This window comes from Haloarcula sp. NS06 (assembly GCF_051122755.1).
In the GTDB taxonomy this organism is placed as follows: Archaea; Halobacteriota; Halobacteria; order Halobacteriales; family Haloarculaceae; genus Haloarcula.
In genome coordinates, this window is sequence record NZ_CP184844.1 from 1,436,666 (window position 1) to 1,462,715 (window position 26,050).

Below are 26,050 nucleotides of genomic sequence, written 5' to 3' on the forward strand. Positions count from 1 at the left end.
TGTGCCTGTGAACACGACTCATGCCGTCGTCACGGATAGCTGCTGACGCACATCCGGCGACAAGAAAGGTTTACGCCGCCTCGTCCGTTGCTTTCTCGCGTGTACCCCGCACGGATTACCGACGAGTTCCCCGCCCCATCCTACCGGGGCAACCAGAAGCAGGCTCTGGCTGATATCCGTGCGGCCTTTGAGCGCGGCAAGGACGTTGTCCTCGTTCGCGCACCGACCGGTAGCGGCAAATCGTTGCTCGCTCGGGCCATCGCCGGGTGTGCCCGGACTGCCGGCGATGCCGCCGCCGAGCAGGTCATCGACGCCTACTACACCACGCCACAGGTCTCGCAACTTGACGATGTGGCTGAGGACGCCCTGCTGGAAGACCTCTGTGTCATCCGCGGGAAGAACAACTACGACTGCATTCTTCCCGGTGAGACTGACACACCGGTGAATCAGGCCCCGTGCGTGCGCGAACGAAAGTTTGACTGTCAGGTCAAGCACCGCTGTCCGTACTTTTCCGACCGTGCCATCGCTTCGAACCGGCGCATCGCCGCGATGACGCTCGCCTATTTCATGCAGACCGCTGGCAGCGACGTGTTCGGCAAGCGCGACGTGGTCGTCATCGACGAGGCCCATGGTCTGGGCGAGTGGGCAGAGATGTACGCCACTATCGACCTTTCGCCGCAGTCTATCCCGATGTGGAACGATATCGACGTACCGGACATCGACGGCCTAGACGAGGCCATCGCTTTCACGGAGCGCGTCGAACACCTTGCCGAGCGCCGCGTGAAGGAACTACGGCAGAAGGCGGAACTCACCGGTGAGGAAGTCGCCGAGCGAGACTCGTTGAACACGCTCCGGCAGGACCTCGGGTGGTTCCGCGAGGACTACACCGACACCGAGAGCGCGACCACGTGGGTCGTCGACCAGGCCGACGGCGAGCACGCACCGGTGACGATCAAGCCGATGAACCCGGAGCGATACCTCAAACACACCGTCTGGGACCGTGGCAATCGCTTTGCCCTGTTGTCGGCGACCATTCTCAACAAGGAAGCGTTCTGTGCTAACGTCGGTCTCGACCCGGATAACGTCGCACTCGTGGAAGTCGGCCACACCTTCCCCGTCGAGAACCGCCCGTTGTACAACGTCGCTCAGGGGAAGATGACCTACGAGCACCGCGACGACACGCTGCCGGACATCGTTCGCACTATCGTGCGTATCATGGCCCGGCACACGGACGAGAAGGGACTGATTCACTGCCACTCGTATGCTATTCAGGAGCAACTGAAGACCCTCCTTGACGACTTCGGAGTCGGCGCTCGCGTCCGCACCCACGACAAGGAGGGTCGAGACGGAGCGCTGTCCGCCTGGAAGCGCAGCGACAACCCCGACGTGTTCCTTTCGGTGAAAATGGAAGAGGCCCTCGACCTTGAAGGCGACCTCTGTCGCTGGCAGGTGCTGTGCAAGGCCCCATATCCGAACACTCGCGATTCTCGTGTCGCCCGACGGCTCGAAGACGACCAGTGGGGCTGGTACTACCGGACGGCACTGCGGACGGTCATTCAGGCCTGTGGCCGCGTCGTCCGCGCGCCCGACGACTACGGTGCGACATACCTCGCGGACTCGTCGCTGCTTGATCTGTTTGAGCGCGCCGACCACGATATGCCCGACTGGTTCCGCGCACAGGTCGATCGCCTCTCACAGCCCGACCTGCCGCGGTTCGCGCCGGACCAGGCGCTCTCGGCGCTCAGTTCGGACACGAAACGCCGGCACGACCGCTCGCGCTCGCGGTCCGGGGATGGTAACCACCCGCTCTCGGACGTGTGGGACTAACGGCCACGCCGCCGACGCCCAGTAGACACGACCGATGTCTATCACGTGTTCGCTGGCGGAACTGTTCATCGTGCTCGGTGTGACCCTCGAATCCGGATGTTTCGACTAAACATAATTTTTTAATGACATCCACTAGACCAAACGGCATGGACGAACTCCCCGCGGATGCGGTCTACGACTTTCGGCGTCCCACGGACGTCGCGGTCTCTCCGGACGGCGAGTACGTTGCCATCGTCGTCTCCGAGGCCGCCCCTGAAGAGGACGAATTCCGCCAGTCTGTCTTCGTCCTGCCTACCGACGGCAGTCGCGACCCACATCGGTTGAGCCGGGCCTCAGGTGCCTGGAACATCGAATGGTCGCCTGACGGGTCACAACTGGGTGTGGTGATGGTTCGTGACGACGACCTGGCACTCCGCGTCGGTCGCGATAACGATGGCGAGACTGACGAACCGGACACTGAGACGGACGACGAGACGGCCGAGGCGACCGACCCTGACGCCGACGATGGGCCCAAACCGCAGGTCTGGGTGTACGACCTCGAACTGGGTGGCGACGCGCGACAGGTGACCAAACGAGAACACGGCGTTCGTGACTTCGACTGGGGGCCGGCGGGCGAACGGCTCGTCGTTTCGGCGCGCGACCCGACGGACGAGGAACAGGCGTACCTCGAACAGCGCCAGGAAAACGGCCCGATAGAAACCGAACGCCTCCAGCACAAGTTCGACGGCGAGGGCTGGCTCGATACGGTGACGACCTACCTGTTCGTCGTCGATGTCGACACACGCCAAGAGCACCGTCTCGACGACGCCCACGGCGGCGGGATATTCGAATCGATGTTCGGTCTCCAGCCCGCCTGGCACCCGACGGACGACCGAGTCGCCTTCTGTGCGTACCACGGCGAGAACGGCGACGATACGAACGTCTATGATGTTCACATCGTCGACATCGAGAGTGATGAGGTCGAACAGGTGACTTCGGGGGAGTACTCGGCGGTCGAACCGACCTGGAGCCCCGATGGCGAGCGCCTCGCGTTTGGTGCACAAAACCCCGAGAACCCGTACGTACCCGGTGACGTCTGCGTGGCCGAGGCCCCGGACGACTACCGCGTCGTCACCGCGGGCCTTGACCGAACGATTAGCCGGCCTGGCGCACCGACGTGGGTAGACGATACGACACTGCTTGCGAGTATCGGTGACGAAGGGCGGACCAGATTCGTTCGCCTCGACGCGACGGGCGGCCACGAACGCGTCTTCGACCGACAGAGAAACGACGAAGCACACCGCCAGTTCGACGTCGGTGGCGGAACGGTCGCGGCAGTTCGAAGTCATTCTTCGGAGGGGACGGATGTCTACGCGATGCCCGTCGACGGACTCGACGTCGATGATGACGGGCCAGACCCGCGGCGGCAACTCACCGCACTCAACGATGGCGTCCTTGCGGAGTATGCGCACCCGGAGACGACCCGGCTCACCGTTGAAAGCGATGACGGGACCGAGGTCGAATGTATCGCCCACTACCCCCCGGAGTTCGATCCGCTCGACCCGGATCCCCGGCCGACGCTGTTGTGGATCCACGGTGGCCCGATGGCCTACGACGAGCCGGGTTTCGATCTCCGTACGAGCTTCTGGACGACGCGCGGGTATCTCGTCTTGCACGTCAACTACCGGGGCTCGACCTCGTACGGGCGGTCGTTCTGTGAATCGTTACGGGGAGCTTGGAACGGCGTCGAGGTCGAGGACCTGCTCGCAGGCGTCGACGAAGTGGTTGAGCGCGGTTGGGCGGACCCCGACCGACTCTTCGCTGGTGGGTTCTCCCAGGGCGCTGTCAACACTGCATATCTCGTTACCCGCACTGACCGATTCGCCGCAGGTCTCGCCGAACACGGCATCTACGATATACGTTCGGCGTTCGGTACCGACGACACTCACAAGTGGTTCGAACACGATTACGGCCTCCCTTGGGAGAACCCGGATGCGTACGAGGCAGCTTCCTCGATTACTGATGTCGACGACATCGAGACCCCACTGCTCCTCACCGCCGGTGAGGAGGACTGGCGCTGTCCGCCAACCCAGTCCGAGCAACTGTACCGTTCGCTCAAGAAACGTGGCGTCGACTCGAAGCTCGTCGTCTACCCCGACGAACACCACAGCGTCAGTAACCCGGACCGGGCGATACACCGCCTCGAAACGCTTGATGAATGGGTTACCCGATTCGACCCAGGTCGGGAGGCAGGCGACGTTACGACCGAAGATTCGGCTAGCGACGCTCGGTGACCACTGACCCGGGCTTTCGTCCCGTCCGTCGGACACAGCCGCTGTCAGACCCTTGGATTAGAAGAACGCGAAGGCTAACCCGTAAACCACCGACGACCCGACCATCAGGCCAACGAGAATGATGCTGATAATCTGCTGTCTGTCCATACTCTCTTCTTGAGCACTCGCCTAATTAGGCGTTACGACCGTCTGTTCGGGGCCTGTTACTCGTCCGCTGATCTGGATTGCTTGCGTAAAGACGCCCTACTGCACCCGAGCATCCACGACGACGTGGGCGACACCCTCACTGTACTCCTTGACCCGTCGAGTGTCCAGAACCTCGACGTCCCGGTCGGCTTTGGCGGCGGCCGCTTCCAGCCGTTCTATCGGGCGGTCGAACACGAGCGCGTCCGGTGTCGCTTCGTGCATGTGCAGGACGCCGCCGGGTGCGAGCGCGTCGAGCGCGCTGTCGAGGTACTCGTGTGAAGCGTCGGGCGGAGCCCGACTGTCCTCCGCGCGCGGCGCGGAGGCCTCGTAGTAGCCCATCACTACTCGGTCGGCGCGACCCTCGCTGGCAAAGCCCGGTACGACTTCTCGACAATCGGCCCGGTAGGGGTGTACGCGCTCGTCCACGTCGTTCAGCATGACGTTCTCGACCAGGAAGCGAAACGCCGTGGGATTGCGCTCGACGGCGGTGACCTGTGCGCCGGCGCGAGCCATCGGGAGTGTGAAGTAACCGATACCGGCGAACATGTCCAGTATGCGCTCATCAGGGTCAACAGTGTCACCCATCCGCGCCCGCTCAGCCTTGTTGCCGGGCGAGAACATCACTTCTGCGAGGTCCATCGCGTAGCGCGTGCCGTGTTCGGTGTGGACTGTCTCGGTATCACCGTCACCGGCGATGACCTCGACGCTGGGTTCGCGGTGCTCGCCGGAGATGCCGTGGCGGGCCAGCACCGTCTCGGCCTCGCCGTGGAGCGCCAACAGCGCGTCGCCGACTTCTGTTGGCCGGGGGCTGTCGCCGATGTCGACCAGCACGACGGAGCCAAGGACGGCCCAGGAACTCGGGGCGGCATCGATTTCCGCGTCGGTCCAGCCGCGCTCCCGGAGGTGGTCGTCGAGCGTTCGGAGGCGGCGCTTGCCGACCTGCCGGACGACCTCCCGGAACTGCGTTTCCTGTGGCGGGGCAGTCACCGGAACCGCGACGCTGTCTGCGGTCCACTCTGTGATGCTTCTGGTGTCGTCGTAGAGGCCCTCGGCCTGCAGGGATTCGATAGCGACCTGCGAGCGGGGTTTGGCGACGACGACGGCTAGCTGCTGGTCGTCCGCTGTCTCCGTGTCCTCACTCATCGGTATCCGCGTCGGTATCGGGAAGAACGTGCAACCCCGCGTGACTCTTCAGTACCGGCACCTCGTCGGCGTCGGTGTCGAGGTAGTCCGGGCGCGGGACGGTCTTGCTCTCGAAGGTTTCTGGGTCGAGCACCTGGACGGCATTGGCGTCCTCGACGGCGACGAGAGTCGTCGTCTGGGCGTCCTCGCGGAACCCCAGCCGCCGGGCGTCGGGGGTCTCGCCGTCCTCGAAACTGGCTTCGTAGTCCTCGCCGGTCGCCAGACGAACGCCCTTGAGGTTCCCCTGGACCGAGCGGACCAGCACCGGCCCGTTGCCATCCTCCGGGTCGATTACCTCGCCCTGTCGATAGCGGGGCAGGCGGACGGCGTAGGTCATCCGGTACAGCTCCTGGCCGTCCTCGTCCTCGGAGATGAGGCGTCGTGAATCGGAGTACGAGCCGCCGAGCTGGGCGGTGATGCGCTTGGCGATGCCCAGCCCCATCTGGTTCGTCGAGATCTTCATGTCCAGCCCGTCGTCGACGGACTTGGTCTCGGTGATGAAGGCGTTGCGGTCGCCGGTCTCCTCGCGGGCGGCGACGTACTCCTGAGCGATTTCTTCAGCGCGCTCGCGCTCGTCGTCGGTCGGGTCGCGGCCGTCGGCCCGCACCTGCACGATACTGGCGAAGGAACCGCCGGCGATTTTCCCACAGCGCTTGCACGTTTGCCGGGAGATGCGAACGGGGACGGTGACCTCCTCGGTGACCGGCGTCCCGCGGATGACGCCGGAGAACTCCGCGTGCATCCGGATGTTGTTCTTGTCGAGTTGCTCAGGGGCGACCTGCCAAGCAACCGACTGGGCGTCGACGTGGATCCCGAGCGCCTCGCTGACCTGCTCGACGGCGATGTCGGTGTAGTCCTCCGCGCCGATGTCGACCCAGCGGTTCCCCTTGTGGACCGCGCCACATCGTGAACAGACCCGCACCTGAATAGTGTCGGGGGCGTCCACAAGATCGAACTCCTCGAAGTAGCAGGCGTCACAGAGGACGTGCTCGGAGTTGCGCTGACCGCCGGCACCCGCAAGCTCCGGGCGCTCGTCAGTGCCCTCCGGTATCTCGTCACCGCAGCGTGGACAGAACTCTCCCGACCGGCTCATTACCTGGCTTACTGTACTGAACTGTTTAAGCCGTGTGTTCCGCCACCGTGACAACTCTGCTGGTGGGCCCGGTATGACCTTACTCTCCCGTGAGGGTCGGCGTCGCAACGTCGGTATCGACGGCCTCGCGCCACCTGTGTTCGGGTTCCCAGTCCAGCAGCCCCTGTGTTTTCGCGGTCGAGAGCCCCGACTGGTCGCCGTCCAGCTTACACTCCGCGGGAAGGTCACCCCACTGCTCTTCCACGAGGTCAGCCGTCGGCCGGCCGACGTAGTTCTCGGCGGCGGCGACATTGAACGCTTCGTGCCCACCGATGTCGGTATCGAGCGCTGCCGCGACGGCTGTCGCCACGTCGCGCACGTCGACATACGACCAGCAGTTACCCGCGCCGTCGGCGAGGTCGCCCGTGGCCACGTCCCGACAGTTGTACTCACCGGGGTACTGAATCCACGACGGTCGTATCGAGGCTACATCGACGCCGTCACGCCGGACGACCATCTTCGCCACCTCTTCGCCGGCGACCTTCGACGTGCCGTACGGGTCCTCCGGCGCAGTCGGATGGGATTCGTCCATCGGGAGATACGCCGGCAGCGGCGTCTCCTCGGCGAAGGATAGTCCGTAGGCGCTCTCGGAGGACGCCCAGACGACGTCTGCGCCGGCACGACCTGCGGCGTCGATGACGTTGTACGTCGCCGAAATGTTGGTGTCGAACACTCGCGTGCCCGCGTGGCGCTCCGGTGCTGGCAACGCAGCCCAGTGGACGACGGCGTCCGGGTCAATCTCGCTGAAGAGGTCCCGGACCTCCACTCCTTCAGTCACGTCGACGGCTTTGAAGTCCATGTGTTCCCGGGTGGGTACCTCCCAGCCGGGATGGTCCAGATCCACGCAGACGACGTTGTACTCGCCGGCGAGGTGGTCACAGATCCAGCGCCCGGACCGCCCGCGCCCGCCAGTGACGACAACTGTGTCGGTCATGCATCCGATTGTTGCCCGGAGAGTAAATGCGTGTGGACCGTTGGCCCGCTGACGGTCCACTGGCCCCTGCCGTGTGGCACTTTCCCACGATAGCGAGGTTTTAGAGTGTCGACCGTCTATCAAGGGGTATGGAGTGGCAAACAGACTGGGGGCTCCGTGGCCGGATGGCCCTGACGATGTTCCTGCTGTTCGCGCTGTACATCGTCTTCCTTGGAGCGCTCACGCTGTATTTCAGCAATCTCGCACTTATCGTGGTTGTCATGGGACTGTTCCTCGGTGCACAGTTCTTCTTCAGCGACAAGCTCGCCCTGTATTCGATGGGCGCCCGGACGGTCGAACCGGAGGAGTATCCGGAACTCCATCGGACCATCGACCGCCTGGCCCAGCAGGCCGACCTCCCGAAGCCGAAGGTCGCTGTCGCTGACTCTCGGGTGCCCAACGCCTTCGCCACTGGCCGGTCGAAAGACAGTTCGGCCGTCTGTGTGACGACGGGCATCATGAACACGCTAGACCAAGACGAACTAGAGGGCGTCATTGCGCACGAACTGGCCCACATCAAGAACCGCGACGTGATGGTGATGACTATCGCGTCGTTCCTCTCGACGATCGCCTTCCTCATCGTCCGGTGGGGCTGGCTGTTCAGCGGCGGCCGCGAACGCGGTGGCCAGCAGGTGCCTGTCATCGTCGCCATTCTCATCTCGCTGGTCGTCTGGGTCGTCTCCTTCCTCCTGATCCGGACGCTCAGCCGCTACCGCGAGTACGCCGCCGACCGCGGCGGCGCGATGATTACCGGCAAGCCCGCCGCCCTCGCGAACGCGCTGATGAAAATCGACGGCCGGATGGACAAGGTACCCAAGGATGATATGCGCGACCAGGCGGAGATGAACGCCTTCTTTATCATCCCGATTAACGTCGGGTGGATCGGCCGACTGTTCAGCACTCACCCCACGACGGAGAAGCGCATCGACCGCCTGCAAGACCTCGAACGTGAACTCGAAGGCCGCTAACCCCGGCTGATTTTCTGACCGCTATCTACCACGCCGCGTGCCGTTTCGTGGTAACTACTGTACAGAGCGGGGTCTTCTCGCCGTTGGTAGACGCGGCTCTGTACACAACCATCCCACTAGCCGAGACGCAAACCACCTTGGTCTCCGGCCCGTAGGGATTCGCATATGGGACTGCTCGACGGACTCAAGAGTGTTCTCGGGGTGAAAGCCGAGGCTGACGCGACACGGGACGCCGATCCGGACGACCTGTTCGGGATGAGTACCGCCTACATCACGATGGAGGCCGATCTGGGGTACGAGTCGACCGGCGAGGCGGCGCTGTGTTTCGCCGACGTGGACAGCACAGATTTCCAGGACGCTGTCGACGAGGTCGAATCCATCCTTGACGCCGGGATGGTCGAGACGGGCACGCGAGCGACCTTCGAGACCGATGATCACGGTTATCAGTGGGTCGTGCTCCACGACAACGACTTCGAGGACCTGCTCACGTCGATTCATTTTGCCGCGGACACGCTCGTCGAGCGGCGCTACGGCTCGCGCTTGCTCGCAGCGCTGTTCGCGTTCGAGCACACGCGCGACGATCAGACCGTCTACTGGGTGTATTCCTTCCGACGGGGCGCGTTCTACCCGTTCGCACCGGACCCCCACGACAGCCACGAGCGCAACACGTCCGCGGAGTTCAAACTGGACAGTAACCTCACCGACGAGATCACCATTGAGGACGACAAGGAATACTGGTATCCGCTGTGGCCGGACCGCCCCGGCTACCACCCCTGGGAGTGACATGACAGACGGCGGCGTCGCTATCGGTGACCACGTCCGGCCGACCGAGGCCGGCCGCGACAGCCACGTTCCCGCCGGTGTCTACCGCGTCGTTGGTACGGACGGTGACGCTGTGACGCTGCTGCTGGTCGGCGACGCGGCCGGCCGTCGGGTCCACACTGGTGAGGTGGTGACTGTCGCTCTCGAATCCCTCGCCGCGTTCGAGCCCGCTGAGAACCCGGACGCAAGTCGCTCATTTGCCACACGCATTCTCTCACAGCTTGCCGGCCTCCGGTGGTCGCTGCGGCTGCTTTGGCGCTCAATCCGCTCCAGGCCGATTCCTGGCACGACTGCGATTACGCTCCTCCTTGTCGGCGCGTTCGGCGAAGCGATACTACCGGTGTCAGAGACGGTGCTGACTGGGCTCTTTCTGCTGGGGACGCTGTTGCTCACCTATCTTGGTCGAATGGGTCCGGCCTGAGTCCGTTTCCACTGCACTCCGACTCTCTTTCCCATCTAAAACTCCCGATTCTGTCCTGAACTGTACCGCTGCCGTCCCTCACTTTCACTTTCACTCTGGTGTTAACGAGGCTTTATACCCCCGGACGCACAAGGCATGTCCATGTCCGCAAGTGAGGACCTCGAAGAGCTGCCGGGTGTCGGTCCGGCGACAGCAGAGAAACTCGAAGACAACGGCTACGACTCCTACCAGGGGATTGCGGTCGCCTCCCCCGGCGAACTGTCAAATACGGCCGATATCGGCGAGTCGTCGGCGGCAGACATCATTCAGGCTGCCCGCGAAGCGGCTGACATCGGCGGTTTCGAAACCGGGTCGACGGTGCTCGAACGCCGTGAACAGATCGGGAAGCTCTCCTGGGGCGTCGACGAGGTCGACGACCTGCTCGGCGGCGGCGTCGAGACTCAGTCCATCACCGAGGTGTACGGTGAGTTCGGGGCCGGGAAGTCCCAGGTAACGCACCAGCTCGCGGTTAACGTCCAGCTTCCGGCCGAACACGGCGGGCTGGAGGGCAGTGCTATCTTCGTCGACTCAGAGGATACGTTCCGACCCGAGCGTATCGAACAGATGGTCAAGGGCCTTACTGACGAGGTACTGTCGGATACGATGGTCCTCCACGGCATCGTCGAGGAGGAGGCCGACGCAGACCCCACTGACGAGGACCTGCTCGATGACCTCGTCGCCTCCGTGCTGGAGAAGATCCACGTCGCGAAGGCGTTCAATTCCAACCACCAGATCCTCCTTGCCGAGAAAGCACAGGAAATCGCCAGCGAGAGTCAGGAAGAGGAGTTCCCCGTTCGCCTGCTCGCCGTTGACTCGCTGACCGCCCACTTCCGCGCCGAGTACGTCGGCCGTGGCGAACTCGCCGACCGCCAGCAGAAGCTCAACAAGCACCTCCACGACCTGATGCGGGTCGGCGACCTCAACAACACCGCCGTCGTCGTCACGAACCAGGTCGCCTCTAACCCCGACTCCTTCTTCGGTGACCCGACACAGCCCATCGGTGGCAACATCCTCGGCCACACCTCCACGTTCCGGATGTACCTCCGGAAGTCCAAGGGGAACAAGCGCATCGTCAAGCTCGTCGACGCGCCGAACCTCCCGGACGGCGAGGGTGTCATGCGTGTCGAAGAGGACGGCCTGCTGAACGAGTAGCCCGAATCTGGCAGTAGCGGCTATCACCGACCCGACGACTGCAGACCATTTTTCTCGGCGGTTTTTGACACCTGTAACAGCTCGTAGCTGGACTAGTGTGTGTACTGGTCCCGCGTCCCGGACCCCTTCGTTTCATCTCGAACCGGCTTCCGTCTAGCGTCTTGCGCACGTCAGACGCACCGTGGTGAATGTGAAACTTCAACACCCTAACCGCAGGACGGCGGTACATCTCTTGTTGAAACAGGGGGGTGCCAGCCGAGAACCGACAGACGGCTGTCTGGTTGCCGGTGTTCTTCGGGGGTAAACTGTCGACTGGAGATTTCAGTGGCCAACCGTCGTTGTTTGGACGGTGCGAAAATCAAGTGAGCGGCGGTAGAATTAGTCGCTCGCCTGGTCTGTCGTGGCCTGTGCGTCAGCGCTCCAACGCCTCGCTGTCAGTCTCCGGCAGACTTCATACCGGTCTCTTCGAGGTCCGCACCGCCGACCGACGAGCGCAGGGCGTCCATCCCGTCGTCACGGTCGATACCGAAGTTGTCCCGGTACAGTTCCTGCACGCGGTCGTACTCCTCGTCGCTGAGCGGCGGCGTGTCGGGCGCACCGGCCCATTCGTCGATGTCGCCGTTCGTCCGGAACGTCGGGGTGACCGACGCCACTTCGTCGTTGTAGAGGAGCCACTGGATGGCGGCCTGGCCCATCGTCCGTGCTCCATCACGTTCGAGGAACCGGATTTCTTCGACCTTCTCCCAGCCGGTCTCGTACCACTCGCTCGGCCGGTGCGAGCGGTGGTCGCCCTTGCCGAGTTCCGTCTCGGGGGTCACCTGCTCGTTCAGTAGGCCCGAGGAGTGCGGGACGCGGGCGAGAACCGACGTATCGGCGTTTTGCTCGCGGATGGTGTCGATGAAGTGCTGGCCGGGGGTCTGCTCGAAGAGGTTAAAGACGGTCTGGAGCGCATCGAACTCGTTTGCGACCGCGGCGTCGCCCTCAGCGAGCCAGCCGATAGAGGGGCCGAGCGCCCAGCCGATGGCCTCGACTTTGCCTTCCTCGCGGAGTTCGTCCAGCGCTTCCAGCACGTCCTCGTCGACCTCGTCGACATTGGCGTTGTGGAGCATCAGGAGTTCGACGTGGTCCATGCCAAGGCGGTCGAGCGAGCGGTCAACGGCAGTGTGTACCCACTCGGGCGTGACCTTCTTCGGGAGTTCGCCGTGGCCGGCCTGTGGGTTGTTGTAGAAGTCGTAGCCGATTTTTGTCGAGACAGTGACTTCGTCACGGTGTTCTGCCAGCGCCTCGCCGATGATCTCTTCGCTGTCGCCGTGTCCGTATACGTCGCCGGTATCGAAGAACGTCACGTCCTCGTCGAGCGCGTGCTGGACCATGTCGATAGCATCGTCGCGAGTGCGGTCGCCCCACCAGTCCGTACCGACGACCCAGGCACCGAATCCGACTTCTGAGACCTCGACGCCGGAGTTTCCGAGTGTCGCGTATTCCATACCCGTTTTAGCGGCGCTGTCCACTTAGCCGTCTTGGTTTGCGGTGTCGGACCGTGTCCGAATCCGGAGCTGTGGGGTTGCAATGTCGTCGAGCAATTTGACCGCGCCGTACTCGCGGCGGACCCACCAGTACAGTCCGGCCCCGCCGACGGCGAGCAGTGGCAGGGCGACAAGGCCCCCTTCGGGACCGAACCCGCCGCCGGTCACCACAGTGGGACCAGTTGCATCGGTCGAAAGGAGGGTGACGCCCATCCGGAGGCCGCTGACGGGGAAGCCAAGCAGTGCGAGCGTGTAGTTCCAGGCGACGTGGAAGCCGCTGGCGACCCCGAGTCGACCGGTCAGGACGTAACACGCACCGAGCAGGAGGCCGTAGAGGGTGATGTTGGCCACACTGAGCAGCGACGCGCTGGGGTTCGTCCAGTGGAGGACGCCGAACAGTGCACCCGTCAGTGCTGTTGCGACGATAACTGCGCGCCGCTTCCCGATCCAGCCAGCGAGCCCTTCAGCCGCGTTCGTCAGGAGATACCCACGGACGAGCACTTCCTCAGTAGTCGCCTGCACGAGGAAGAACGCCCCCAAGAGGAGGACGGCGACCGGCGGCCCGAACGCGGTCAGCGGGAGCGGCCCGCTGTCGACGGTTGCGAGGACGACACTGACTTCGACGAACCCGACAGCCAGTTCAGCGAGCAGGACGAGCGTGGGAAGCCCCACCCCGAGCGCGAGGCCGAAGGCCGCGTCGCGCCACCACTGACGGTCGAATCCTAGCCCGTAATCCGGGAGCGTTCGCCGGTCGAGTAGATAGCCGATCCCGACGGCGATGGCGGTTCCGGAAGCAAAGAGTGTAATCTGGCGTACGACTGCGACCATCGGTGTCTCGCGTACTACCGACGATACCACTGCGATCATCCCCGAAAAGAGGACGAGGCCGAACCCGGCGAGAAAAACCCACAGCGTGACCCGCCACGGCGCTCGCAGCCGGCGCTCGGCGGGATTGACGATGTAGCGCCGTATCTCCATGATGAAGTCCGACCTGACCATGTCGTCGTCTGGAACGGCGGCGTCTTAACTGTGGCTTGCTCGTTGTGACACTCGGTGTCGTGACACGGGTGTTACTGGGTGGGTTTCACGTAACGGAAACCCCTATCTGCCCGCGAAGCCACGTACTCGACATGACGAAGCGTCACGTGTCGCTGCCACCGCTCGCCGAAGAGGGGCTCAGGGCGTTCATCGACGAGGTCGATGAACGCCTCTCCGGTGACGAGGACACCTGCGATGTTGTCACTGACGTGCTTGTCGACCTCCACGGCGACCGGGAGGCCTACGAGCGCTGGCAGGACGGCGCGGATATCTCCCCGGCCGAGCGGGTCCGGCTCCAGGGCTATGACCCCTGCAACACGACCCTCGAAAGCGAGTACTACGCCGAGAAAGACGAGGAGCGGTTCAAACGCTCGAAACACCTCCAGTGGCTCTGGCGGCAGTTCGACGCGACGCCGATGGCGGACAACGTCGAGTTCGCGCTCCGGTTCCGTCGGATGCTCGCCGACCATCTCTTCGAGTCCTGTGGCGAGGGCTGTCGCTTCTTCAAGGGCATCTCTTTTACCTACGGCCACAACATCGAGGTCGGCGACAACGTCGTCGTCCACGACGACGTCCATCTGGACGACCGCGGGAAACTCACAATCGGCGACCGCGTCTCTATCTCTGACGATACCCACGTCTACAGCCACGACCACGACGCCGTCGACCAGACCCACGTCGACAACTACCACACCATCATCGAAGACGATGTACGCCTGACCTACGACTCGATGGTCCGGGCCGGTGTGAAGGTCGGCGAAAACGCCATACTTGCGGCGAAGTCCATCGCCGGCACGGATATCCCCGCCCATCACATCGCTGCCGGCACACCGGCGAAGTCGCTGACGGTCAAGGACGGCTGGGAGTCCGTCGCGGAGCCGATTGAGGGGGCGAACGTTGACCGCCGCACCGAGCGGCAACTGCCGGCTGACTTGCCCGATACTCTGGAGCAGTTTGATGAGTTCCAGCGCGACCTCTCGCCGCCGGACCACGAGTAAACACCGACAGCACGTCTCACCTCTCTGCAACCGAAGTCCTTTCTCGCGAACCGACCAACAACGGCTATGCGAAGCGTCGCTATCAACGTCGGAGCAAACACGAACGAGCCCGGCTTTCGCGGCCCGCTGTTTCCCGACGGCTCTTTCGAGTACATCCCGATTCCCGAACCGAAACCGACCAGCGAGCCCGTGCCGACCTACGGCGACCTTGACCTGCGGACCGACGTGTCCGCGGTGGCCGACCAGCCGGTTCACTTCGACCCAGAGTTCCCGGAAGCCGGCGGTGAACACTACACGTACGGTGACGAACACGGCGTGAAAGCGGGACCGCTCTCGGACCTGTCCGCCGGTGACTACCTGTTCTTCTACGCGACGCTGTCGATGGCCGACGAGTGCCCAGCCTGGGCGTCGCCGGAGTGGGGTGCCCACGTCATCGGTCACTTCCAGCTCGCCCGCGACGCGGTCTCGGGTGAGGAGTACCGTGATCTTCCATCTGCGGAACAGGCCCAGTTTGCCTCGAACGCCCACGTGAAACGCGACCCCTTCGATGCTCGCGTTCTCATTCGCGGCAACGCCGATGAATCACAACTGTACGACACAGTCGTCCCGCTGTCGGCACCGAGCGGTGGCACCGACGCGAACAAACTGGTCACCGAACTGTCGTCCGACTCGGGGAAGGGGCCGTGGTGGCGACGGCCGATGCGGTTCGACGAGGCCGGTACGGAGCGACTGCTTGAATTGACCGATAGCCACCCCAGTGCTATCGAACGCTGACGCAGCCGAATAAGTTATCACCGGTGAAAATAGAATGTGAAAGCATATGTCCAGACGGACTCAGATAGCTGATATGCGTCTCTCTAGTGGGGTCCCCGGATTCGACGAACTCATTGAGGGGGGGTTACTCCCGAATCGTCTTTACGTGGTCAGTGGCCCGCCGGGCAGCGGGAAGACAACCTTCTGTTCACAGTTTATTACACAGGGCGTCAAGGACGGCGAAACGTGCCTGTACGTGACGATGCACGAGACCAAGACGGAGTTGATGCAGGACATGGCCGGCTACGACTTCGGCTTCGACCGGGCCATGCAGTCTGATGCCATCCAGTTCCTCAACCTCGTCACCGAAAGCGGGAAGCGAACTATCACACAGTTCGGCAGCGAGGGCGGCCTGACGAACCGACTCGTTGCCTACATTAGACAGAACGACATCCAGCGGGTCGTCATCGACTCGACGATGCTGTTACAGCACTTCATGGCCGATGTCGAAGACGAGATTACGGGCTTTCTTTCTGCGCTGAAACAGACCGACGCGACGACACTGCTCATTTCCGAGATGACCGATCCATCATCCTACAGCGACGAGCACTACCTCGCCCACGGCGTCGTCTTCTTCCATAACTTCCTCGAAAACGGGAGCATGACCCGCGGCGTTCAGGTCATCAAGATGCGGGGCACCGCTATCGACTGTGACATCCGCGAAATCTCCTTTTCTGATGCTGGACTGCAGGTTCACACTGACCGGAAAGTGGAGACATGAGTCGCTACGAGCGTGAGTTCGGCACCGATTGGGACACTCTCGACAAAGACGAGGCTACCGACCGGGCCTACGCCATCGGTGTCGCCGAGCGCCTCGGGGAGTACAATCGCGAGGAACTCGAAGCCATCTACGCCGAGATGAACTCGGCGTATCACAAGAGCATGGTCGAACTCGCGTACGACGAGGGGCGTAATGAAGCAAAGGAAGCGGCGGAGACGACCAACGCCGACCGGGACGCCCTCTGGGCTGACCTGATCAACGGCGAGAAGACATACCTCGACGAAGGAGACATGCCGACCGGCGGCCGCGACGGCCTGCCGTCGGCGCTCGATTCCTCGGAGCTGCTGGACAGGCAGTCAGTCGACAGCACCGACGCTGTCGACAGGCCGGACTTTCTCGACAGGTAGTCACTCTAAGTGTGCACTCACCGACAGCGATAGCGCTGTTGCTCGCCTGTGTAAAAAACGATGGAGACGGGAAATCCGTCCAGAGCTGGGGTGACTGCAGGCCGTTTCGGGCCGTTAGAAGGAGACTTGGTCCGGCCCGTCTTCGCCCATGCAGATCGGGTCGCGGTCGGAGTAGCCCTTCCGGCCGATGGCCTTGCTCGACACACCCGAGAACGCCGCGAATTCGGCGTCTTCCGCGCTTTCGAAGGTTTCCGGGGCCGACCGGCTGAGTGCGTCGCCCAGCCGTTCGGTGCCGTTTGGCAGTTCGAGTTCCATGTCGCCGTCACCCTCGATGATTTCCTCGGCAGAAACCGGGTAGTCGTACGATTGGAAGGCGTCCGTTGCGTTGCTTAGCATTCGCATGTCTATCGAAAGTTCATGGTTCCTAATAAACCTTCACTATAGATAATCATAATATCCCTTAATGCGTATAAGGAACCCACGTTTCGTGTGCACACCACTCGTGATTTGACCAGAAGCGGCTTCCTGCTGGGGATTGTGGGAGTGGTATGGTCGTCGCTGACTTGCACGTACATACTACTCGCTCCGACGGGACACTCACGCTCGATGCGGTCCCGGCCGCCGCGAGACAAGCGGGCGTCGAGGTCGTCGCCGTCACGGACCACGACCGACTCCAGCCTGCACTCGATGGTCCTGTCACCCAGCAGGACGGTGTGACGCTTCTCCACGGCATCGAACTCCGTGTCGAAACCGAAACACAGCGACTGGACCTGCTGGGCTACGGCGTCGAGCCAACCGACGAACTCCGGGCCGAATGTGCACGCATCCAGCGGAACCGCCGCGAGCGCGGCGCGCGAATCATCGAGTGCGTCGAAGACCACTTGGGCGTCTCGCTGCCCGTCAAACCGCGCGACGGCCTCGGTCGGCCACACATCGCCCGCGGGATCGCCGAGGTGTCGGACCACACTTTCCAGTCCGCGTTTGACGAACTCATCGGCGACGACTGCCCCTGTTACGTCCCGCGGGCGGTTCCGTCATTCGAGCGCGGCTGTGCTGTCCTCTCAGACGCATGCGGGCTGGTTGGCCTCGCACATCCGTTCAGATACCCTGATACGGCGGTCGCACTGTCGAAGTGTGCGTCGCTCGATGCCGTCGAACGGTGGTATCCCTACGGCCGGGCGGTCGACGACAGCCTCGTCGATGCGGCTATCGAGCGATACGACCTCGTTCCGGCAGGCGGCAGCGACGCCCACGGGGAGACGCTGGGTGCCACTGGTCTGGACACGACCGCCTGGGACCGAGTCGAAACGGCACTCAACGTCTGACAATCGGCAGACGGAACCCGAGGGTTCAATGTCGTTCGGGTATATAATTCAAGTATGCAGTGTCACTACTGCGACCGTGAAGCCGACATCGCCGTTGAGAACGACGGTGTCAAGGTCGGTGTCTGCAAGACACACTTCCGTGAACAGATGGCGGAACTGGAAGACGCTGACTGGCTTGAAGACCTCGACGAAGAACTCGATATCGACCGACGCGAGTGATCGACGCTCCGTTTCTCTGCTTTTGCTGTGGCGTCTCCCGCGTGTCACCGCTGTGACCCCCTGACTAACCGTTAAGGACTGCCCGCCGTACATGGCAACTATGGAGAAAGTCAGCCTTGACGCCGTCGAATCGCGAATGGGGCCGGCGTCGGTCAAACGGGCGCTCGCTGGCCCACTCGACACCGACGATATCGCGCTGAACTACTACGAACTGGCATCTGGCGAGTCCTTCGGCTTCGGCTATCACCGCCATCCGGACCAAGAGGAAGTGTTCCTCGTTCAGTCGGGGACAGCGACGTTCGAGACAGAGGACGGCGACGTGCATGTCAGTGCTGGCGAGGCAATCCGCTTCGCTCCCGGCGAGTGGCAACGCGGTCACAACGAGGGTGACGAGCGCGTCGTTGCGCTCGCGCTCGGTGCACCACAGGAAATGGGAGACACGGATATGCTCCGGCACTGCGAGGACTGTGGCGGTCGCACGCACAACTATGTCGAGATGACGGACGACCGTGACGCGCTTGTGACACGCTGCGAGGAATGTGACGCCGAGACCGGTCGGTTCACCTGATCGTCAACAGTTCTCTTGGTGTGGTTAGTCGTCGGCAGCGGTGGTCGCACCGGACCCGTCACCCGCGTGACGCGCGGCGAACTCGGTGAAGTTGTCGAACAGCCGCTTGGCCTCGCAAGCGGCGCGATAGTTCTCTTCTGTAACGCCGTCAAGCACCGCTCCGATGCGCTCGTCGGCGAGCTGGTCGTCCTTGCCCTTCGTCACTGTCTCGGCCGTCTCGGGGTCGTACTCCGGATGGAACTGCACCGAAAAGACGTTCTCTTTCCGGAACCCGTGGACGCCGTAGTCGTTCTCGGCGAACGTGGTTGCGCCCGGTGGCACCTCGGCGACGCGGTCCGAGTGCGTCGTGAAGACGGTGAAGGACTCGTCGACGCCAGCGAGCAGTTCGTTCTCGCCGTCGTGCTCGACCGTCCGGTAGCCGATCTCGTACTCGTCCATCGATTCGACAGTGCCGCCGAGTGCGTGTGCGAGCAACTGGTGGCCGAAACAGACGCCCAGGAACGCGATATCTCGGTCAATCGCGTCCGCGACCCAGGATTCGAGGTCTCGAATCCAGGGCTCGTCCCAGTAGACGGACGCGCGACTGCCCGTGACCAGACAGCCGTCGAACGCGAAGGTATCGGGCAGTTCGCGCTCGGTCACGTCGTATTCCACGAGGTCGGCGTCGAGTTCCCGCCGGAAGTTCCGGCGATTGTCGTCGCCGTCGTGGGCCGCGTTCAGCAGGGCGATTCGTGGCCTCATTACCAGTATGCAGCGGCTCAAATCGTAAAAACATGCGTACCGACGGCAGTGGTTGCCGCTCACAGTGACGGGGACACCGGCGTCGAAGCAGGCGCGGGTACAGCGGCTATCGGGAACGACGAAACTCTCAGAACGGTCTCGCTACGGGTCGTCGACTGCGATATGTGCGTTACGTCTGGTCCGCTTCCGGGTTGTTCGTCCGCCGATAGGAGCCCACCATCTTCCACAGCGTGTCGTTGAAGTCGTCGTTGTTGGCTTCGCTCTCGATCTGCCGGTACAGGTTTTCCGAGACTTCGATACGGGGCATCGAGTGTGTATAGAGAGCGGGAGTAAATAAATCTCCGCTGACACGGAATCGAGTAAAAGCTTCAACGACCCGCTCTAGGGGCCGTATAACCATTTGGCACCGAAGAAGACGAACCAGGCCATCCAGATGCAGAAGACGACTAGCCACGTCCCGTACTGGACTGTCGGGTCCGGAACCAGAACGTACGCCACGACAAGCAAAACCGCGATGCTCGCCGCGGCCGTGGCGTCCCAGCGGTCCAGTGCGGGCGGGTCGACCATTAGGGACTACTGCGAGATGCCGTAGGTGTCGTTGTCCCAGTCGTTGATGCCGGTGTCGTAGACCGCCTGTTCGCGCTCGATGGCGTCAATGCGCTTGCGGTCGGCGGTGCCGAGGTCCCAGTCGAACAACGCGAGGTTCTGGCGGACGTGTTCGGGCGAGGAGGACTTCGGCAGGACCACGACGTCGTTCTCGACCGCCCACTTCAGGATGATCTGGGCCGGCGACCTGTCGTATTTCTCTGCCAGATCCTGAATGACGTCGTCAGCAAACACCTCCGTTCGACATAGCGGCGCGGCCGCCTCGACGACGGTGTCGGTGTCGCGGCAGAACTCGACGACCTGGTCCTGTGTGTTCCATGGGTGGTACTCGATCTGGTTGACGGCGATGGGCACGTCGGCGACGTGCTGGGCGGCCCCGAGCTGGTACGCGCTGAAGTTCGAGACGCCGACGTTGCGGACTTTCCCCTGATCGTGGAGCGTCGCCATCGCGTTCATCGTCTCGCGGATGGAGGTCGCGGGGTTGGGCCAGTGGACGAGATACAGATCGAGGTAGTCAGTCCCGAGACGGTCGAGCGACGCCTTACAGGCCTCGATGACCGACTCGTAGTCGAGGTGTTTCGGCAGTACCTTGGAGGTGAGGAACACGTCCTCGCGGTCGTAGTCGGCGAGGGCCTCGCCGATTTCGCTCTCGTTCTTGTAGCCCTCTGCGGTGTCGACGTGGGCGTAGCCCGCGTCGAGTCCGGCCCGAACGGATTCCTGAACCGTGTCGCCGTCGATGTCCCACGTCCCGACGCCGACCATCGGCAGTTCGTCGCCACTCGGGAGTGTCGCTGTTGGGGGTGTCACAGTACGTGTCTCACTCGCGGCAGTCAAAACCGTTTCGCGCTCGCCGCGGTACGGTACACACCCGGTCGTCTCTCACTCGGGGCTGGCGATGTCGACCGGTTCGCCGGTGTCTGCGCTTCTGGCCAGCGCGTCCATGGCGCGCATATTCCCCAGTGTCTCGGCCTGGTCGATGGGCGGCGTCTCGCCGTTTTCGATAGCGTCCGCGAATGCCTCAACCTGCAACTGGTAGTGGTCGACTGGTTCGAACGTCTCTGTGACCTCGCGGCCATCGACGCTGTAGGTCAGCGAGACGGATTGGTCGTGGGCCGGGCCGAAGCAGTTCGGCGCTTCGAGCCAGCCGTTGTCGGTCTCGACCCGGTAGTACTCCCGTCTCGGCCCGTCGAACCCACAGGAAATAGAGGCGACCCGCCCATCGTTGTACGAGAGGACGCCGCTGAGGTTCGTGTCAACGCCACTGTCCCGCGAGTCCCGGGCATGAGCAAACGCCCGGTCCGGTTCGCCGAGGAACCCTCTGGCCGCGCTGACGGCGTAACAGCCCACGTCCATCAGGCTCCCACCGGCCAGCTCCGGATCCAGACGGATGTCGTCGGGATCGGAGAGCGGAAACTTGAACGACGCATCGACGGTGTGTATCTCGCCCAGTTCGTTTTCGACGATGTCTCTGGCCCGCTGGGTCCGCGGGTGGAACTGATACATGAACGCTTCCATTAGCGTGATGCCCTGTTCGGCACAGTAGTCGAAGAGGTCCACTGCCCCGGCCGTGTCGACGGTCAGCGGCTTCTCACAGAGCACGTCAAGCCCGTGGTCGGCGGCCCGCTGGCTCCACTCGGCATGGAGCGCGTTCGGAAGCGGGTTGTACACCGCGTCGATGTCCGCCTCGGCGAACATCGTCTCGTAGTCGCCGAAGGCACTGGCGATACCCAGCGTTTCGGCCACCTCGCTGGCACGATCTCGGCTTCTGGAGCTGATTGCCGCGACCGTGTGGTCCGACCTCTGGATGCCCGGAATCACGTCTTTGCGCGCGATTTTTGCCGTTGAAATGACCCCAAAGCGCATACCGATACCCGGCTCCCCGCTGATAAACAATTACCGACCTTTCGGCTCCGACTCGACGCTGACTCCCTGTTCAGATACGGCGGCCAGTTCGTCCGCTGGCGGCTCGCATCTGTCGGGCACGAGTTCGGCGGCAACCTCGCGTGCGCGTTCGAAGTGGGCCGTTGCACTGTCACACGCGGCTCCGGAAGTGTCTCGATTTGACTCGTCGCTGCCCTCACGTCGCTTCTGTCGCCCCGCTTCACGGTGTGTCTCGACCAGTTCGACAGCGATGTCTGCGAGCGCCTGCCGGAGCGACGCCCGGTCGCCGTCGAAGCGGCGGTCACGGCCCCAGTCCAGTTCGTACGCCGTCCGGTAGCGGTCGAGGGCGTCTTCCCAGTGTGTGGCCCGCGCCGCCGGGTCTGTTGTTGCTCTGGCCGCGCTCGCAGCCACCTGTGCCGCGTCGACCGGGGCTGACCGGAGTTCGGCATATTCCGCTTCGATTGCGTTTCGAGCGTCCGCGATGGTTTCTGTGGGCGGCTCTGGTGCCGTTACCGCCAGCGCTCGCTCGTACTCGGTCTTTGCCTGTGCGTACGCGTCCGCGGCCCGTTCGTATGCCCGGTTCTCCCATGCACGTCGGGCCGTGTCGCGGTGCTGCTCGGCCGCGCTGACGTGGCGTCGGCGCTGGCAGATATCGATCTGTGCTTGCGTTGACTGGCAACGTTCGTCGATACTCGCTGTCGCCCCCTCTCCCAGCGCTTCGATCCGCCCTCGCCCGTTGTCGAGCGCCTCCTGTGCGGCTGTGATGTGTGTGGCTGCTGTATCGAGGTCTGTCGTCTCTAGTGCCGTCACAGCAGCCTCGACCTGGGATTCTGCCCGATCAAGCTCGGTTAGTGTGCGTGTCCAGACCTGTGTGGCTTCGTCGACGAACTCCCGAACCGGTGTCAGGTCGCCCTTGCACTCGAACGCCCAGCGGTCTTCGTCGACAGTGACGAGTTCGAGTGTCGACGTCCGGAGCCCCGACGTACAATGTACGGCCACGATGTCTTCGTAGGAGAGCGAGATGATCCGGTCACCATCGTCGTCGCCGACGACGAACATGACACGGACGTTGGTTGCGAGCAGATACGCGCGGTAGTCGTCAGCCGGCGTGAGCGACTCGTTGTTCCCCTGAGTAGCGACGAGGCCGGACTGGTCGTTGTACGCGAGATACCTTGGCGTCTCTGTCTCCCGTACGTACTGCCCTAGCGGCTGCTGAAGGCGGCGCGTGCGCCCGAACAGCCCGTCGGTGTTCGCTCGGTCGAATATATCCGGTCGACCCGAGGAACGTACGTCGATAACAGTTTCCACAGTCTACCTCTGTTCGTGACAGTATATTCAAATATCTCTTCGGAGAAATAAATCCTTTGGCCGATAGCAGCGCTCAAACCGGTTGTTTCGACCCAGCCTTGCAACAGTGTCAGTACGGCTGGCTTCGGTCCGTCGGCTGACGCTGTGGGCTCCCGCTCGTCAGGTCGGCGACGCACTGCCGGCAGAACTGGTAGTCCTGCTTGTTCCTCGCCCCGCAGTGAGGACAGTCGATGGATGCAGTGCTGTCGTCGGTGGCGCTGCCACGGCGCCCGTCAGTATCGCCCTGCCCTGTCGCCCCGGCCGGGTCACCGCGGTGCCGGTACGCGTACAGCATGGTCAGGACGTGGAGCCCCACGAGAAGCGCGATTGCGCCGTAGAGCCACTCGCTCACCATCATATGTAACGATACGTGAACGTACTACTTGAGGGTTGTGCCGAGTTACCAATGGTCGGTACTTTCGGCGAGTTCGGAATCAGATCCTGTGACTGCCCGGTGAGCAGACGGGTGTGCTGTGGGCTAGCGTTCAAATACGACCACGCAGCCACAAGAGGCCATGCTTGCTCACACGCTCGGTGGTCCCTGATGGGCCGCCGAACGCTCGTGGCTGTCGGCCGTCCTGACGGCCGTTACGACTGCCGGAGCGCACACTGGGGGGTTGACGCTGACCCCACTGCTCAGTCTCGACCGCTCGGGACCGGGTTGACAGCGTCGGCTGTCCTCGCTGCAATTGATGCCACCTACGAGCAGTTGGTCGTGCTCGACGGGTCGGTCCGAACCTACGCCGTCTGCTGGCTCGACCCAACGCTATCGGACCTCGACGACATAGTTCTCGCCCGCACTGCTGACCCCGATACGTTCCGGCGGTGGTGGGTCGACCGGAAGGACGAGGCCTGTCGCGCCCTCGACAGCGAAGGCTGTGACCCGGCGGCCGTCCGGCGCGCCCTGCTTGCGTCGCTCCGAGACCGCACTTCGTCCGTGTACTGGCCCGACGACGCGTCCTTTTTACGCGGGGACCGCTAATCGCCATCCGTGACTGCCGTCGAGACGCTGACTTACCCCGACCCCGCCGACGCGCTGGATCTTGCGTCGCGCAATGCCGACCGCGGCGCGCTGGTGACACTCGTCGGCACCTGTACGGTCGAGTACGAGGGGCGGGCGGCTAGCTCGCTGGGGCTTGGCGACCGCCACGTGATGCTCAAGCCCGACGGAGCCGCGCTAGTCCACACCGATGAAGGCCAGCAGCCGGTGAACTGGCAGCCACCGGGCTGTGAACACAGCATTAGCGTCGACGACGGCTCGCTGGTTGTTCGTTCCACGCGGTCGACCCCCGAAGAGTTGCTCGAAGTGACCTTTGAGACAGTCGCCCACGCCGCTGCCTTCGATGTGACCGACTCGAAAGACCTCGCACTCACCGGAACGGAGGCCGACCTGAAAGACCGCATTCTTGACGAGCCGGGGTTGGTTGAACCGGGCTTTACACCGCTTGCGACCGAACGCGAGACCCCCGCCGGCGCGGTCGACATTTATGGCGAGGACGCCGACGGTCGGACGACGATACTCGAACTCAAGCGCCGGCGCGTGGGGCCCGATGCAGTCGGCCAACTGGGGCGGTATGTTGATGCGTTAGAACGCGACCTGCACGCCGACACTGATGTCCGGGGTATCCTCGTCGCTCCGTCGGTGACCGACCGGGCACGTCAGTTACTCGCCGAGAAGGGACTGGAGTTCGTCTCGCTGGAGCCACCGTAACTGGCACTTCACTTTCGTCCTACGGACGGTCCGTCCTGCGACTGTACTGACTGCTACAGTCGCCATACAGCCGGATGACGGAGCTACTCGTCTACAGTGACGGTTCCATCGGTGTCGACAACCACACGATAGCCGCTGTAGTCGAACGCCACGTGCCCGTTGGTGTTCGAATCAGCGATGCACGCCCTCAGTGCATCCGGATTGATACTGTCGGCCAGCGGCGGGAGCGTCTCGACCGGCTGTCTCTCCGCGGTTGCCACGGCACGAACGACTGCCATGACGATGGACTGGTCGGTGCCGTGGACTTCTATAACACTTGGTGATCTTCCAGACACGGTTCTCTGACCTCATGCTAAATCTGTTCTCCAGATGTAAAGTTCAGTGTGGCTAGCATAGTAAACGCCGAACCACAATACATGACAACATTCATCATAAGATGTCAACTACACCTGTGTATGTCCCGACAGCTTGGCGACAGCCGGGCGGTAACCCGTGTGGAGTTTGCTCTCTCTGATGGGTCGTATCCCTTTGTGTCGGTGTCTGAAGCCGAAGCGTGTACCGTGATTCTTGAAAAATGCCTCCCGCAGACGGACGATATGTACGCGGAGTTTTTTTCAGTCGAGGGTGCTCGCCCCAGCCGTCTTGTCGAGCGCATCGAAGACGCCAACGGCGGTGAGGCGCGAGTGCTTGAACGCACCAGCGACGGTGGGCTCGTCGAAATCGACGTGCGAGATAACTGTCCCGTTGTCTCGCTTGCGGATGTCGGGGCGGTACCACAGACCGTCCGGAGTGTCGATGGTGAAGGGACTGTCGTAGCTGATGTCCCGGGTCAAATCGAGACGGGGTCGGTTATCGATTCGTTCCTGACTGCCCATCCGGAGGCCGAACTCGCGGCGAAGAAACAGCGTGAGTCTATCGTCCCGCTGTTCGGGTTCCAGAACTATGCGTCCCACACCGAGTCACTGACCAACCGACAGCAGGAGGTTCTTTCGACGGCCCACGAAGCAGGGTACTACAGCTGGCCCCGCGAGGCGACAGCCGCGGACCTGGCTGAACTCCTCGATATCTCGGAGCCCACGCTCCACAAGCATCTCCGGGCTGCCGAACAGAAACTCGTCGCGACCATGTTCGCCTGCCCGCACGACGAACGGGCCACTGACACAGACAGCTGACG

At 63.0% G+C, this 26,050-nt stretch carries 30 protein-coding genes; 16 read left to right on the plus strand and 14 right to left on the minus strand.

From position 1 onward, the window contains the following. Positions 1-99 precede the first annotated feature (99 nt). Positions 100-1,827 (plus strand): helicase C-terminal domain-containing protein, encoded by a 1,728-nt coding sequence (locus tag ACODNH_RS11215; RefSeq protein ID WP_434531381.1) that lies wholly within the window; start codon positions 100-102, stop codon positions 1,825-1,827. Between the two features lie 146 nt (positions 1,828-1,973). Then, entirely contained in the window at positions 1,974-4,100 is a 2,127-nt protein-coding gene (locus ACODNH_RS11220) for a prolyl oligopeptidase family serine peptidase (protein ID WP_434531382.1), read from the plus strand. A gap of 243 nt (positions 4,101-4,343) precedes the next feature. Here ACODNH_RS11220 and ACODNH_RS11225 read toward each other — a convergent pair whose 3' ends face one another. From ACODNH_RS11225 to ACODNH_RS11235, 3 genes are all read right to left on the minus strand, one after another. Beyond that, positions 4,344-5,429 carry a class I SAM-dependent methyltransferase gene (locus tag ACODNH_RS11225; protein WP_434531383.1) on the minus strand — a complete coding sequence of 362 codons (1,086 nt, stop codon included), beginning with the start codon at positions 5,427-5,429 and terminating at the stop codon, positions 4,344-4,346. Further along, the gene (locus tag ACODNH_RS11230) at positions 5,422-6,561 is read right to left on the minus strand and encodes a 60S ribosomal export protein NMD3 (RefSeq protein ID WP_434531384.1); all 1,140 of its coding nucleotides are present in this window, start codon (positions 6,559-6,561) and stop codon (positions 5,422-5,424) included. Before ACODNH_RS11230 ends, ACODNH_RS11225 begins: the two co-directional genes overlap by 8 nt. A 79-nt stretch (positions 6,562-6,640) precedes the next feature. Then, positions 6,641-7,534: an NAD-dependent epimerase/dehydratase family protein gene (locus ACODNH_RS11235; protein ID WP_434531385.1), complete on the minus strand. Its 894-nt coding sequence runs from the start codon at positions 7,532-7,534 to the stop codon at positions 6,641-6,643. 128 nt (positions 7,535-7,662) lie between these two features. Between ACODNH_RS11235 and htpX the strand changes: the two genes are divergently transcribed. From htpX to radA, 4 genes are all read left to right on the plus strand, one after another. Then, on the plus strand, positions 7,663-8,541 hold the full coding sequence (gene htpX / locus ACODNH_RS11240; protein ID WP_434531386.1) for a zinc metalloprotease HtpX: 879 nt from the start codon (positions 7,663-7,665) through the stop codon (positions 8,539-8,541). Between the two features lie 165 nt (positions 8,542-8,706). Continuing rightward, positions 8,707-9,324 carry a PspA-associated protein PspAB gene (pspAB, locus tag ACODNH_RS11245; protein WP_434531387.1) on the plus strand — a complete coding sequence of 206 codons (618 nt, stop codon included), beginning with the start codon at positions 8,707-8,709 and terminating at the stop codon, positions 9,322-9,324. 1 nt (position 9,325) lies between these two features. Beyond that, positions 9,326-9,784, plus strand: a complete 459-nt coding sequence (locus ACODNH_RS11250) for a hypothetical protein (RefSeq protein ID WP_434531388.1) — start codon at positions 9,326-9,328, stop codon at positions 9,782-9,784. A 141-nt stretch (positions 9,785-9,925) separates the two neighbouring features. Next, entirely contained in the window at positions 9,926-10,975 is a 1,050-nt protein-coding gene (gene radA / locus ACODNH_RS11255; RefSeq protein WP_434531389.1) for a DNA repair and recombination protein RadA, read from the plus strand. A 434-nt stretch (positions 10,976-11,409) separates the two neighbouring features. Here the strand turns inward: radA and ACODNH_RS11260 are convergent, their stop codons facing one another. Then, complete coding sequence (locus ACODNH_RS11260) at positions 11,410-12,462, minus strand: aldo/keto reductase (RefSeq protein WP_306710315.1); 1,053 nt, start codon at positions 12,460-12,462, stop codon at positions 11,410-11,412. A gap of 24 nt (positions 12,463-12,486) precedes the next feature. Beyond that, entirely contained in the window at positions 12,487-13,500 is a 1,014-nt protein-coding gene (locus ACODNH_RS11265; protein WP_306710316.1) for a CPBP family intramembrane glutamic endopeptidase, read from the minus strand. Positions 13,501-13,631: 131 nt separating this feature from the next. Between ACODNH_RS11265 and ACODNH_RS11270 the strand changes: the two genes are divergently transcribed. The 4 genes from ACODNH_RS11270 to ACODNH_RS11285 all read left to right on the plus strand — a co-directional run bounded on the left by ACODNH_RS11270 (position 13,632) and on the right by ACODNH_RS11285 (position 16,478). Beyond that, on the plus strand, positions 13,632-14,537 hold the full coding sequence (locus tag ACODNH_RS11270; RefSeq protein WP_306710317.1) for an acyltransferase: 906 nt from the start codon (positions 13,632-13,634) through the stop codon (positions 14,535-14,537). A 66-nt stretch (positions 14,538-14,603) separates the two neighbouring features. Next, entirely contained in the window at positions 14,604-15,311 is a 708-nt protein-coding gene (locus ACODNH_RS11275; RefSeq protein ID WP_434531390.1) for a hypothetical protein, read from the plus strand. A gap of 73 nt (positions 15,312-15,384) precedes the next feature. Next, the gene (locus ACODNH_RS11280) at positions 15,385-16,071 is read left to right on the plus strand and encodes an RAD55 family ATPase (protein ID WP_306710319.1); all 687 of its coding nucleotides are present in this window, start codon (positions 15,385-15,387) and stop codon (positions 16,069-16,071) included. Beyond that, positions 16,068-16,478 (plus strand): hypothetical protein, encoded by a 411-nt coding sequence (locus ACODNH_RS11285; protein ID WP_434531391.1) that lies wholly within the window; start codon positions 16,068-16,070, stop codon positions 16,476-16,478. The genes ACODNH_RS11280 and ACODNH_RS11285 overlap by 4 nt, the downstream gene beginning before the upstream one ends. 114 nt (positions 16,479-16,592) lie before the next feature. Here ACODNH_RS11285 and ACODNH_RS11290 read toward each other — a convergent pair whose 3' ends face one another. After that, positions 16,593-16,880: a DUF5789 family protein gene (locus tag ACODNH_RS11290; RefSeq protein WP_004516454.1), complete on the minus strand. Its 288-nt coding sequence runs from the start codon at positions 16,878-16,880 to the stop codon at positions 16,593-16,595. A gap of 146 nt (positions 16,881-17,026) precedes the next feature. Here ACODNH_RS11290 and ACODNH_RS11295 point away from each other — a divergent pair, with 146 nt between their 5' ends. The 3 genes from ACODNH_RS11295 (at position 17,027) to ACODNH_RS11305 (ending at position 18,590) form a co-directional block, all read left to right on the plus strand. Continuing rightward, positions 17,027-17,803, plus strand: a complete 777-nt coding sequence (locus tag ACODNH_RS11295) for a PHP domain-containing protein (protein ID WP_434531392.1) — start codon at positions 17,027-17,029, stop codon at positions 17,801-17,803. A gap of 54 nt (positions 17,804-17,857) precedes the next feature. Then, complete coding sequence (locus ACODNH_RS11300) at positions 17,858-18,022, plus strand: DUF6757 family protein (protein ID WP_004516452.1); 165 nt, start codon at positions 17,858-17,860, stop codon at positions 18,020-18,022. A gap of 100 nt (positions 18,023-18,122) precedes the next feature. After that, positions 18,123-18,590, plus strand: a complete 468-nt coding sequence (locus ACODNH_RS11305) for a cupin domain-containing protein (RefSeq protein WP_306710322.1) — start codon at positions 18,123-18,125, stop codon at positions 18,588-18,590. 24 nt (positions 18,591-18,614) lie between these two features. Here ACODNH_RS11305 and ACODNH_RS11310 read toward each other — a convergent pair whose 3' ends face one another. The 7 genes from ACODNH_RS11310 to ACODNH_RS11340 form a co-directional block, all read right to left on the minus strand. Next, positions 18,615-19,331 (minus strand): type 1 glutamine amidotransferase, encoded by a 717-nt coding sequence (locus tag ACODNH_RS11310; protein WP_306710323.1) that lies wholly within the window; start codon positions 19,329-19,331, stop codon positions 18,615-18,617. A 169-nt stretch (positions 19,332-19,500) separates the two neighbouring features. Then, positions 19,501-19,638, minus strand: coding sequence for a hypothetical protein (locus ACODNH_RS11315; protein ID WP_004516449.1), 138 nt, complete (start codon positions 19,636-19,638; stop codon positions 19,501-19,503). Between the two features lie 74 nt (positions 19,639-19,712). Continuing rightward, positions 19,713-19,898, minus strand: a complete 186-nt coding sequence (locus ACODNH_RS11320) for a hypothetical protein (protein WP_306710324.1) — start codon at positions 19,896-19,898, stop codon at positions 19,713-19,715. Between the two features lie 6 nt (positions 19,899-19,904). Further along, on the minus strand, positions 19,905-20,699 hold the full coding sequence (locus tag ACODNH_RS11325; protein WP_306710489.1) for an aldo/keto reductase: 795 nt from the start codon (positions 20,697-20,699) through the stop codon (positions 19,905-19,907). Between the two features lie 117 nt (positions 20,700-20,816). Further along, complete coding sequence (locus tag ACODNH_RS11330; RefSeq protein WP_306710326.1) at positions 20,817-21,800, minus strand: Gfo/Idh/MocA family protein; 984 nt, start codon at positions 21,798-21,800, stop codon at positions 20,817-20,819. A gap of 30 nt (positions 21,801-21,830) precedes the next feature. Beyond that, positions 21,831-23,126 carry a hypothetical protein gene (locus ACODNH_RS11335; protein ID WP_306710328.1) on the minus strand — a complete coding sequence of 432 codons (1,296 nt, stop codon included), beginning with the start codon at positions 23,124-23,126 and terminating at the stop codon, positions 21,831-21,833. A 109-nt stretch (positions 23,127-23,235) separates the two neighbouring features. Beyond that, entirely contained in the window at positions 23,236-23,523 is a 288-nt protein-coding gene (locus ACODNH_RS11340; protein ID WP_306710330.1) for a zinc ribbon domain-containing protein, read from the minus strand. 186 nt (positions 23,524-23,709) lie between these two features. Here ACODNH_RS11340 and ACODNH_RS11345 point away from each other — a divergent pair, with 186 nt between their 5' ends. After that, the gene (locus ACODNH_RS11345) at positions 23,710-24,147 is read left to right on the plus strand and encodes a hypothetical protein (RefSeq protein WP_306710332.1); all 438 of its coding nucleotides are present in this window, start codon (positions 23,710-23,712) and stop codon (positions 24,145-24,147) included. Positions 24,148-24,156: 9 nt separating this feature from the next. Continuing rightward, positions 24,157-24,876, plus strand: coding sequence for an endonuclease NucS (nucS, locus tag ACODNH_RS11350; RefSeq protein ID WP_306710334.1), 720 nt, complete (start codon positions 24,157-24,159; stop codon positions 24,874-24,876). 83 nt (positions 24,877-24,959) lie between these two features. Here the strand turns inward: nucS and ACODNH_RS11355 are convergent, their stop codons facing one another. Continuing rightward, the gene (locus ACODNH_RS11355; protein ID WP_306710336.1) at positions 24,960-25,211 is read right to left on the minus strand and encodes a HalOD1 output domain-containing protein; all 252 of its coding nucleotides are present in this window, start codon (positions 25,209-25,211) and stop codon (positions 24,960-24,962) included. 120 nt (positions 25,212-25,331) lie between these two features. Between ACODNH_RS11355 and ACODNH_RS11360 the strand changes: the two genes are divergently transcribed. Continuing rightward, entirely contained in the window at positions 25,332-26,048 is a 717-nt protein-coding gene (locus tag ACODNH_RS11360) for a bacterio-opsin activator domain-containing protein (protein WP_306710338.1), read from the plus strand. Positions 26,049-26,050 lie beyond the last annotated feature (2 nt).

Excerpts from the sequence above, each read along its gene's own strand:
- ACODNH_RS11220 (WP_434531382.1), top strand. The coding sequence starts at position 1,974 with ATGGACGAACTCCCCGCGGATGCGGTCTACGACTTTCGGCGTCCCACG.
- ACODNH_RS11225 (WP_434531383.1), bottom strand. The coding sequence starts at position 5,429 with ATGAGTGAGGACACGGAGACAGCGGACGACCAGCAGCTAGCCGTCGTC.
- ACODNH_RS11230 (WP_434531384.1), bottom strand. The coding sequence starts at position 6,561 with ATGAGCCGGTCGGGAGAGTTCTGTCCACGCTGCGGTGACGAGATACCG.
- ACODNH_RS11235 (WP_434531385.1), bottom strand. The coding sequence starts at position 7,534 with ATGACCGACACAGTTGTCGTCACTGGCGGGCGCGGGCGGTCCGGGCGC.
- htpX (WP_434531386.1), top strand. The coding sequence starts at position 7,663 with ATGGAGTGGCAAACAGACTGGGGGCTCCGTGGCCGGATGGCCCTGACG.
- pspAB (WP_434531387.1), top strand. The coding sequence starts at position 8,707 with ATGGGACTGCTCGACGGACTCAAGAGTGTTCTCGGGGTGAAAGCCGAG.
- ACODNH_RS11250 (WP_434531388.1), top strand. The coding sequence starts at position 9,326 with ATGACAGACGGCGGCGTCGCTATCGGTGACCACGTCCGGCCGACCGAG.
- radA (WP_434531389.1), top strand. The coding sequence starts at position 9,926 with ATGTCCGCAAGTGAGGACCTCGAAGAGCTGCCGGGTGTCGGTCCGGCG.
- ACODNH_RS11260 (WP_306710315.1), bottom strand. The coding sequence starts at position 12,462 with ATGGAATACGCGACACTCGGAAACTCCGGCGTCGAGGTCTCAGAAGTC.
- ACODNH_RS11265 (WP_306710316.1), bottom strand. The coding sequence starts at position 13,500 with ATGGTCAGGTCGGACTTCATCATGGAGATACGGCGCTACATCGTCAAT.
- ACODNH_RS11270 (WP_306710317.1), top strand. The coding sequence starts at position 13,632 with ATGACGAAGCGTCACGTGTCGCTGCCACCGCTCGCCGAAGAGGGGCTC.
- ACODNH_RS11275 (WP_434531390.1), top strand. The coding sequence starts at position 14,604 with ATGCGAAGCGTCGCTATCAACGTCGGAGCAAACACGAACGAGCCCGGC.
- ACODNH_RS11280 (WP_306710319.1), top strand. The coding sequence starts at position 15,385 with ATGCGTCTCTCTAGTGGGGTCCCCGGATTCGACGAACTCATTGAGGGG.
- ACODNH_RS11285 (WP_434531391.1), top strand. The coding sequence starts at position 16,068 with ATGAGTCGCTACGAGCGTGAGTTCGGCACCGATTGGGACACTCTCGAC.
- ACODNH_RS11290 (WP_004516454.1), bottom strand. The coding sequence starts at position 16,880 with ATGCGAATGCTAAGCAACGCAACGGACGCCTTCCAATCGTACGACTAC.
- ACODNH_RS11295 (WP_434531392.1), top strand. The coding sequence starts at position 17,027 with ATGGTCGTCGCTGACTTGCACGTACATACTACTCGCTCCGACGGGACA.
- ACODNH_RS11300 (WP_004516452.1), top strand. The coding sequence starts at position 17,858 with ATGCAGTGTCACTACTGCGACCGTGAAGCCGACATCGCCGTTGAGAAC.
- ACODNH_RS11305 (WP_306710322.1), top strand. The coding sequence starts at position 18,123 with ATGGAGAAAGTCAGCCTTGACGCCGTCGAATCGCGAATGGGGCCGGCG.
- ACODNH_RS11310 (WP_306710323.1), bottom strand. The coding sequence starts at position 19,331 with ATGAGGCCACGAATCGCCCTGCTGAACGCGGCCCACGACGGCGACGAC.
- ACODNH_RS11315 (WP_004516449.1), bottom strand. The coding sequence starts at position 19,638 with ATGCCCCGTATCGAAGTCTCGGAAAACCTGTACCGGCAGATCGAGAGC.
- ACODNH_RS11320 (WP_306710324.1), bottom strand. The coding sequence starts at position 19,898 with ATGGTCGACCCGCCCGCACTGGACCGCTGGGACGCCACGGCCGCGGCG.
- ACODNH_RS11325 (WP_306710489.1), bottom strand. The coding sequence starts at position 20,699 with ATGGTCGGCGTCGGGACGTGGGACATCGACGGCGACACGGTTCAGGAA.
- ACODNH_RS11330 (WP_306710326.1), bottom strand. The coding sequence starts at position 21,800 with ATGCGCTTTGGGGTCATTTCAACGGCAAAAATCGCGCGCAAAGACGTG.
- ACODNH_RS11340 (WP_306710330.1), bottom strand. The coding sequence starts at position 23,523 with ATGATGGTGAGCGAGTGGCTCTACGGCGCAATCGCGCTTCTCGTGGGG.
- ACODNH_RS11345 (WP_306710332.1), top strand. The coding sequence starts at position 23,710 with ATGGGCCGCCGAACGCTCGTGGCTGTCGGCCGTCCTGACGGCCGTTAC.
- ACODNH_RS11360 (WP_306710338.1), top strand. The coding sequence starts at position 25,332 with ATGTCCCGACAGCTTGGCGACAGCCGGGCGGTAACCCGTGTGGAGTTT.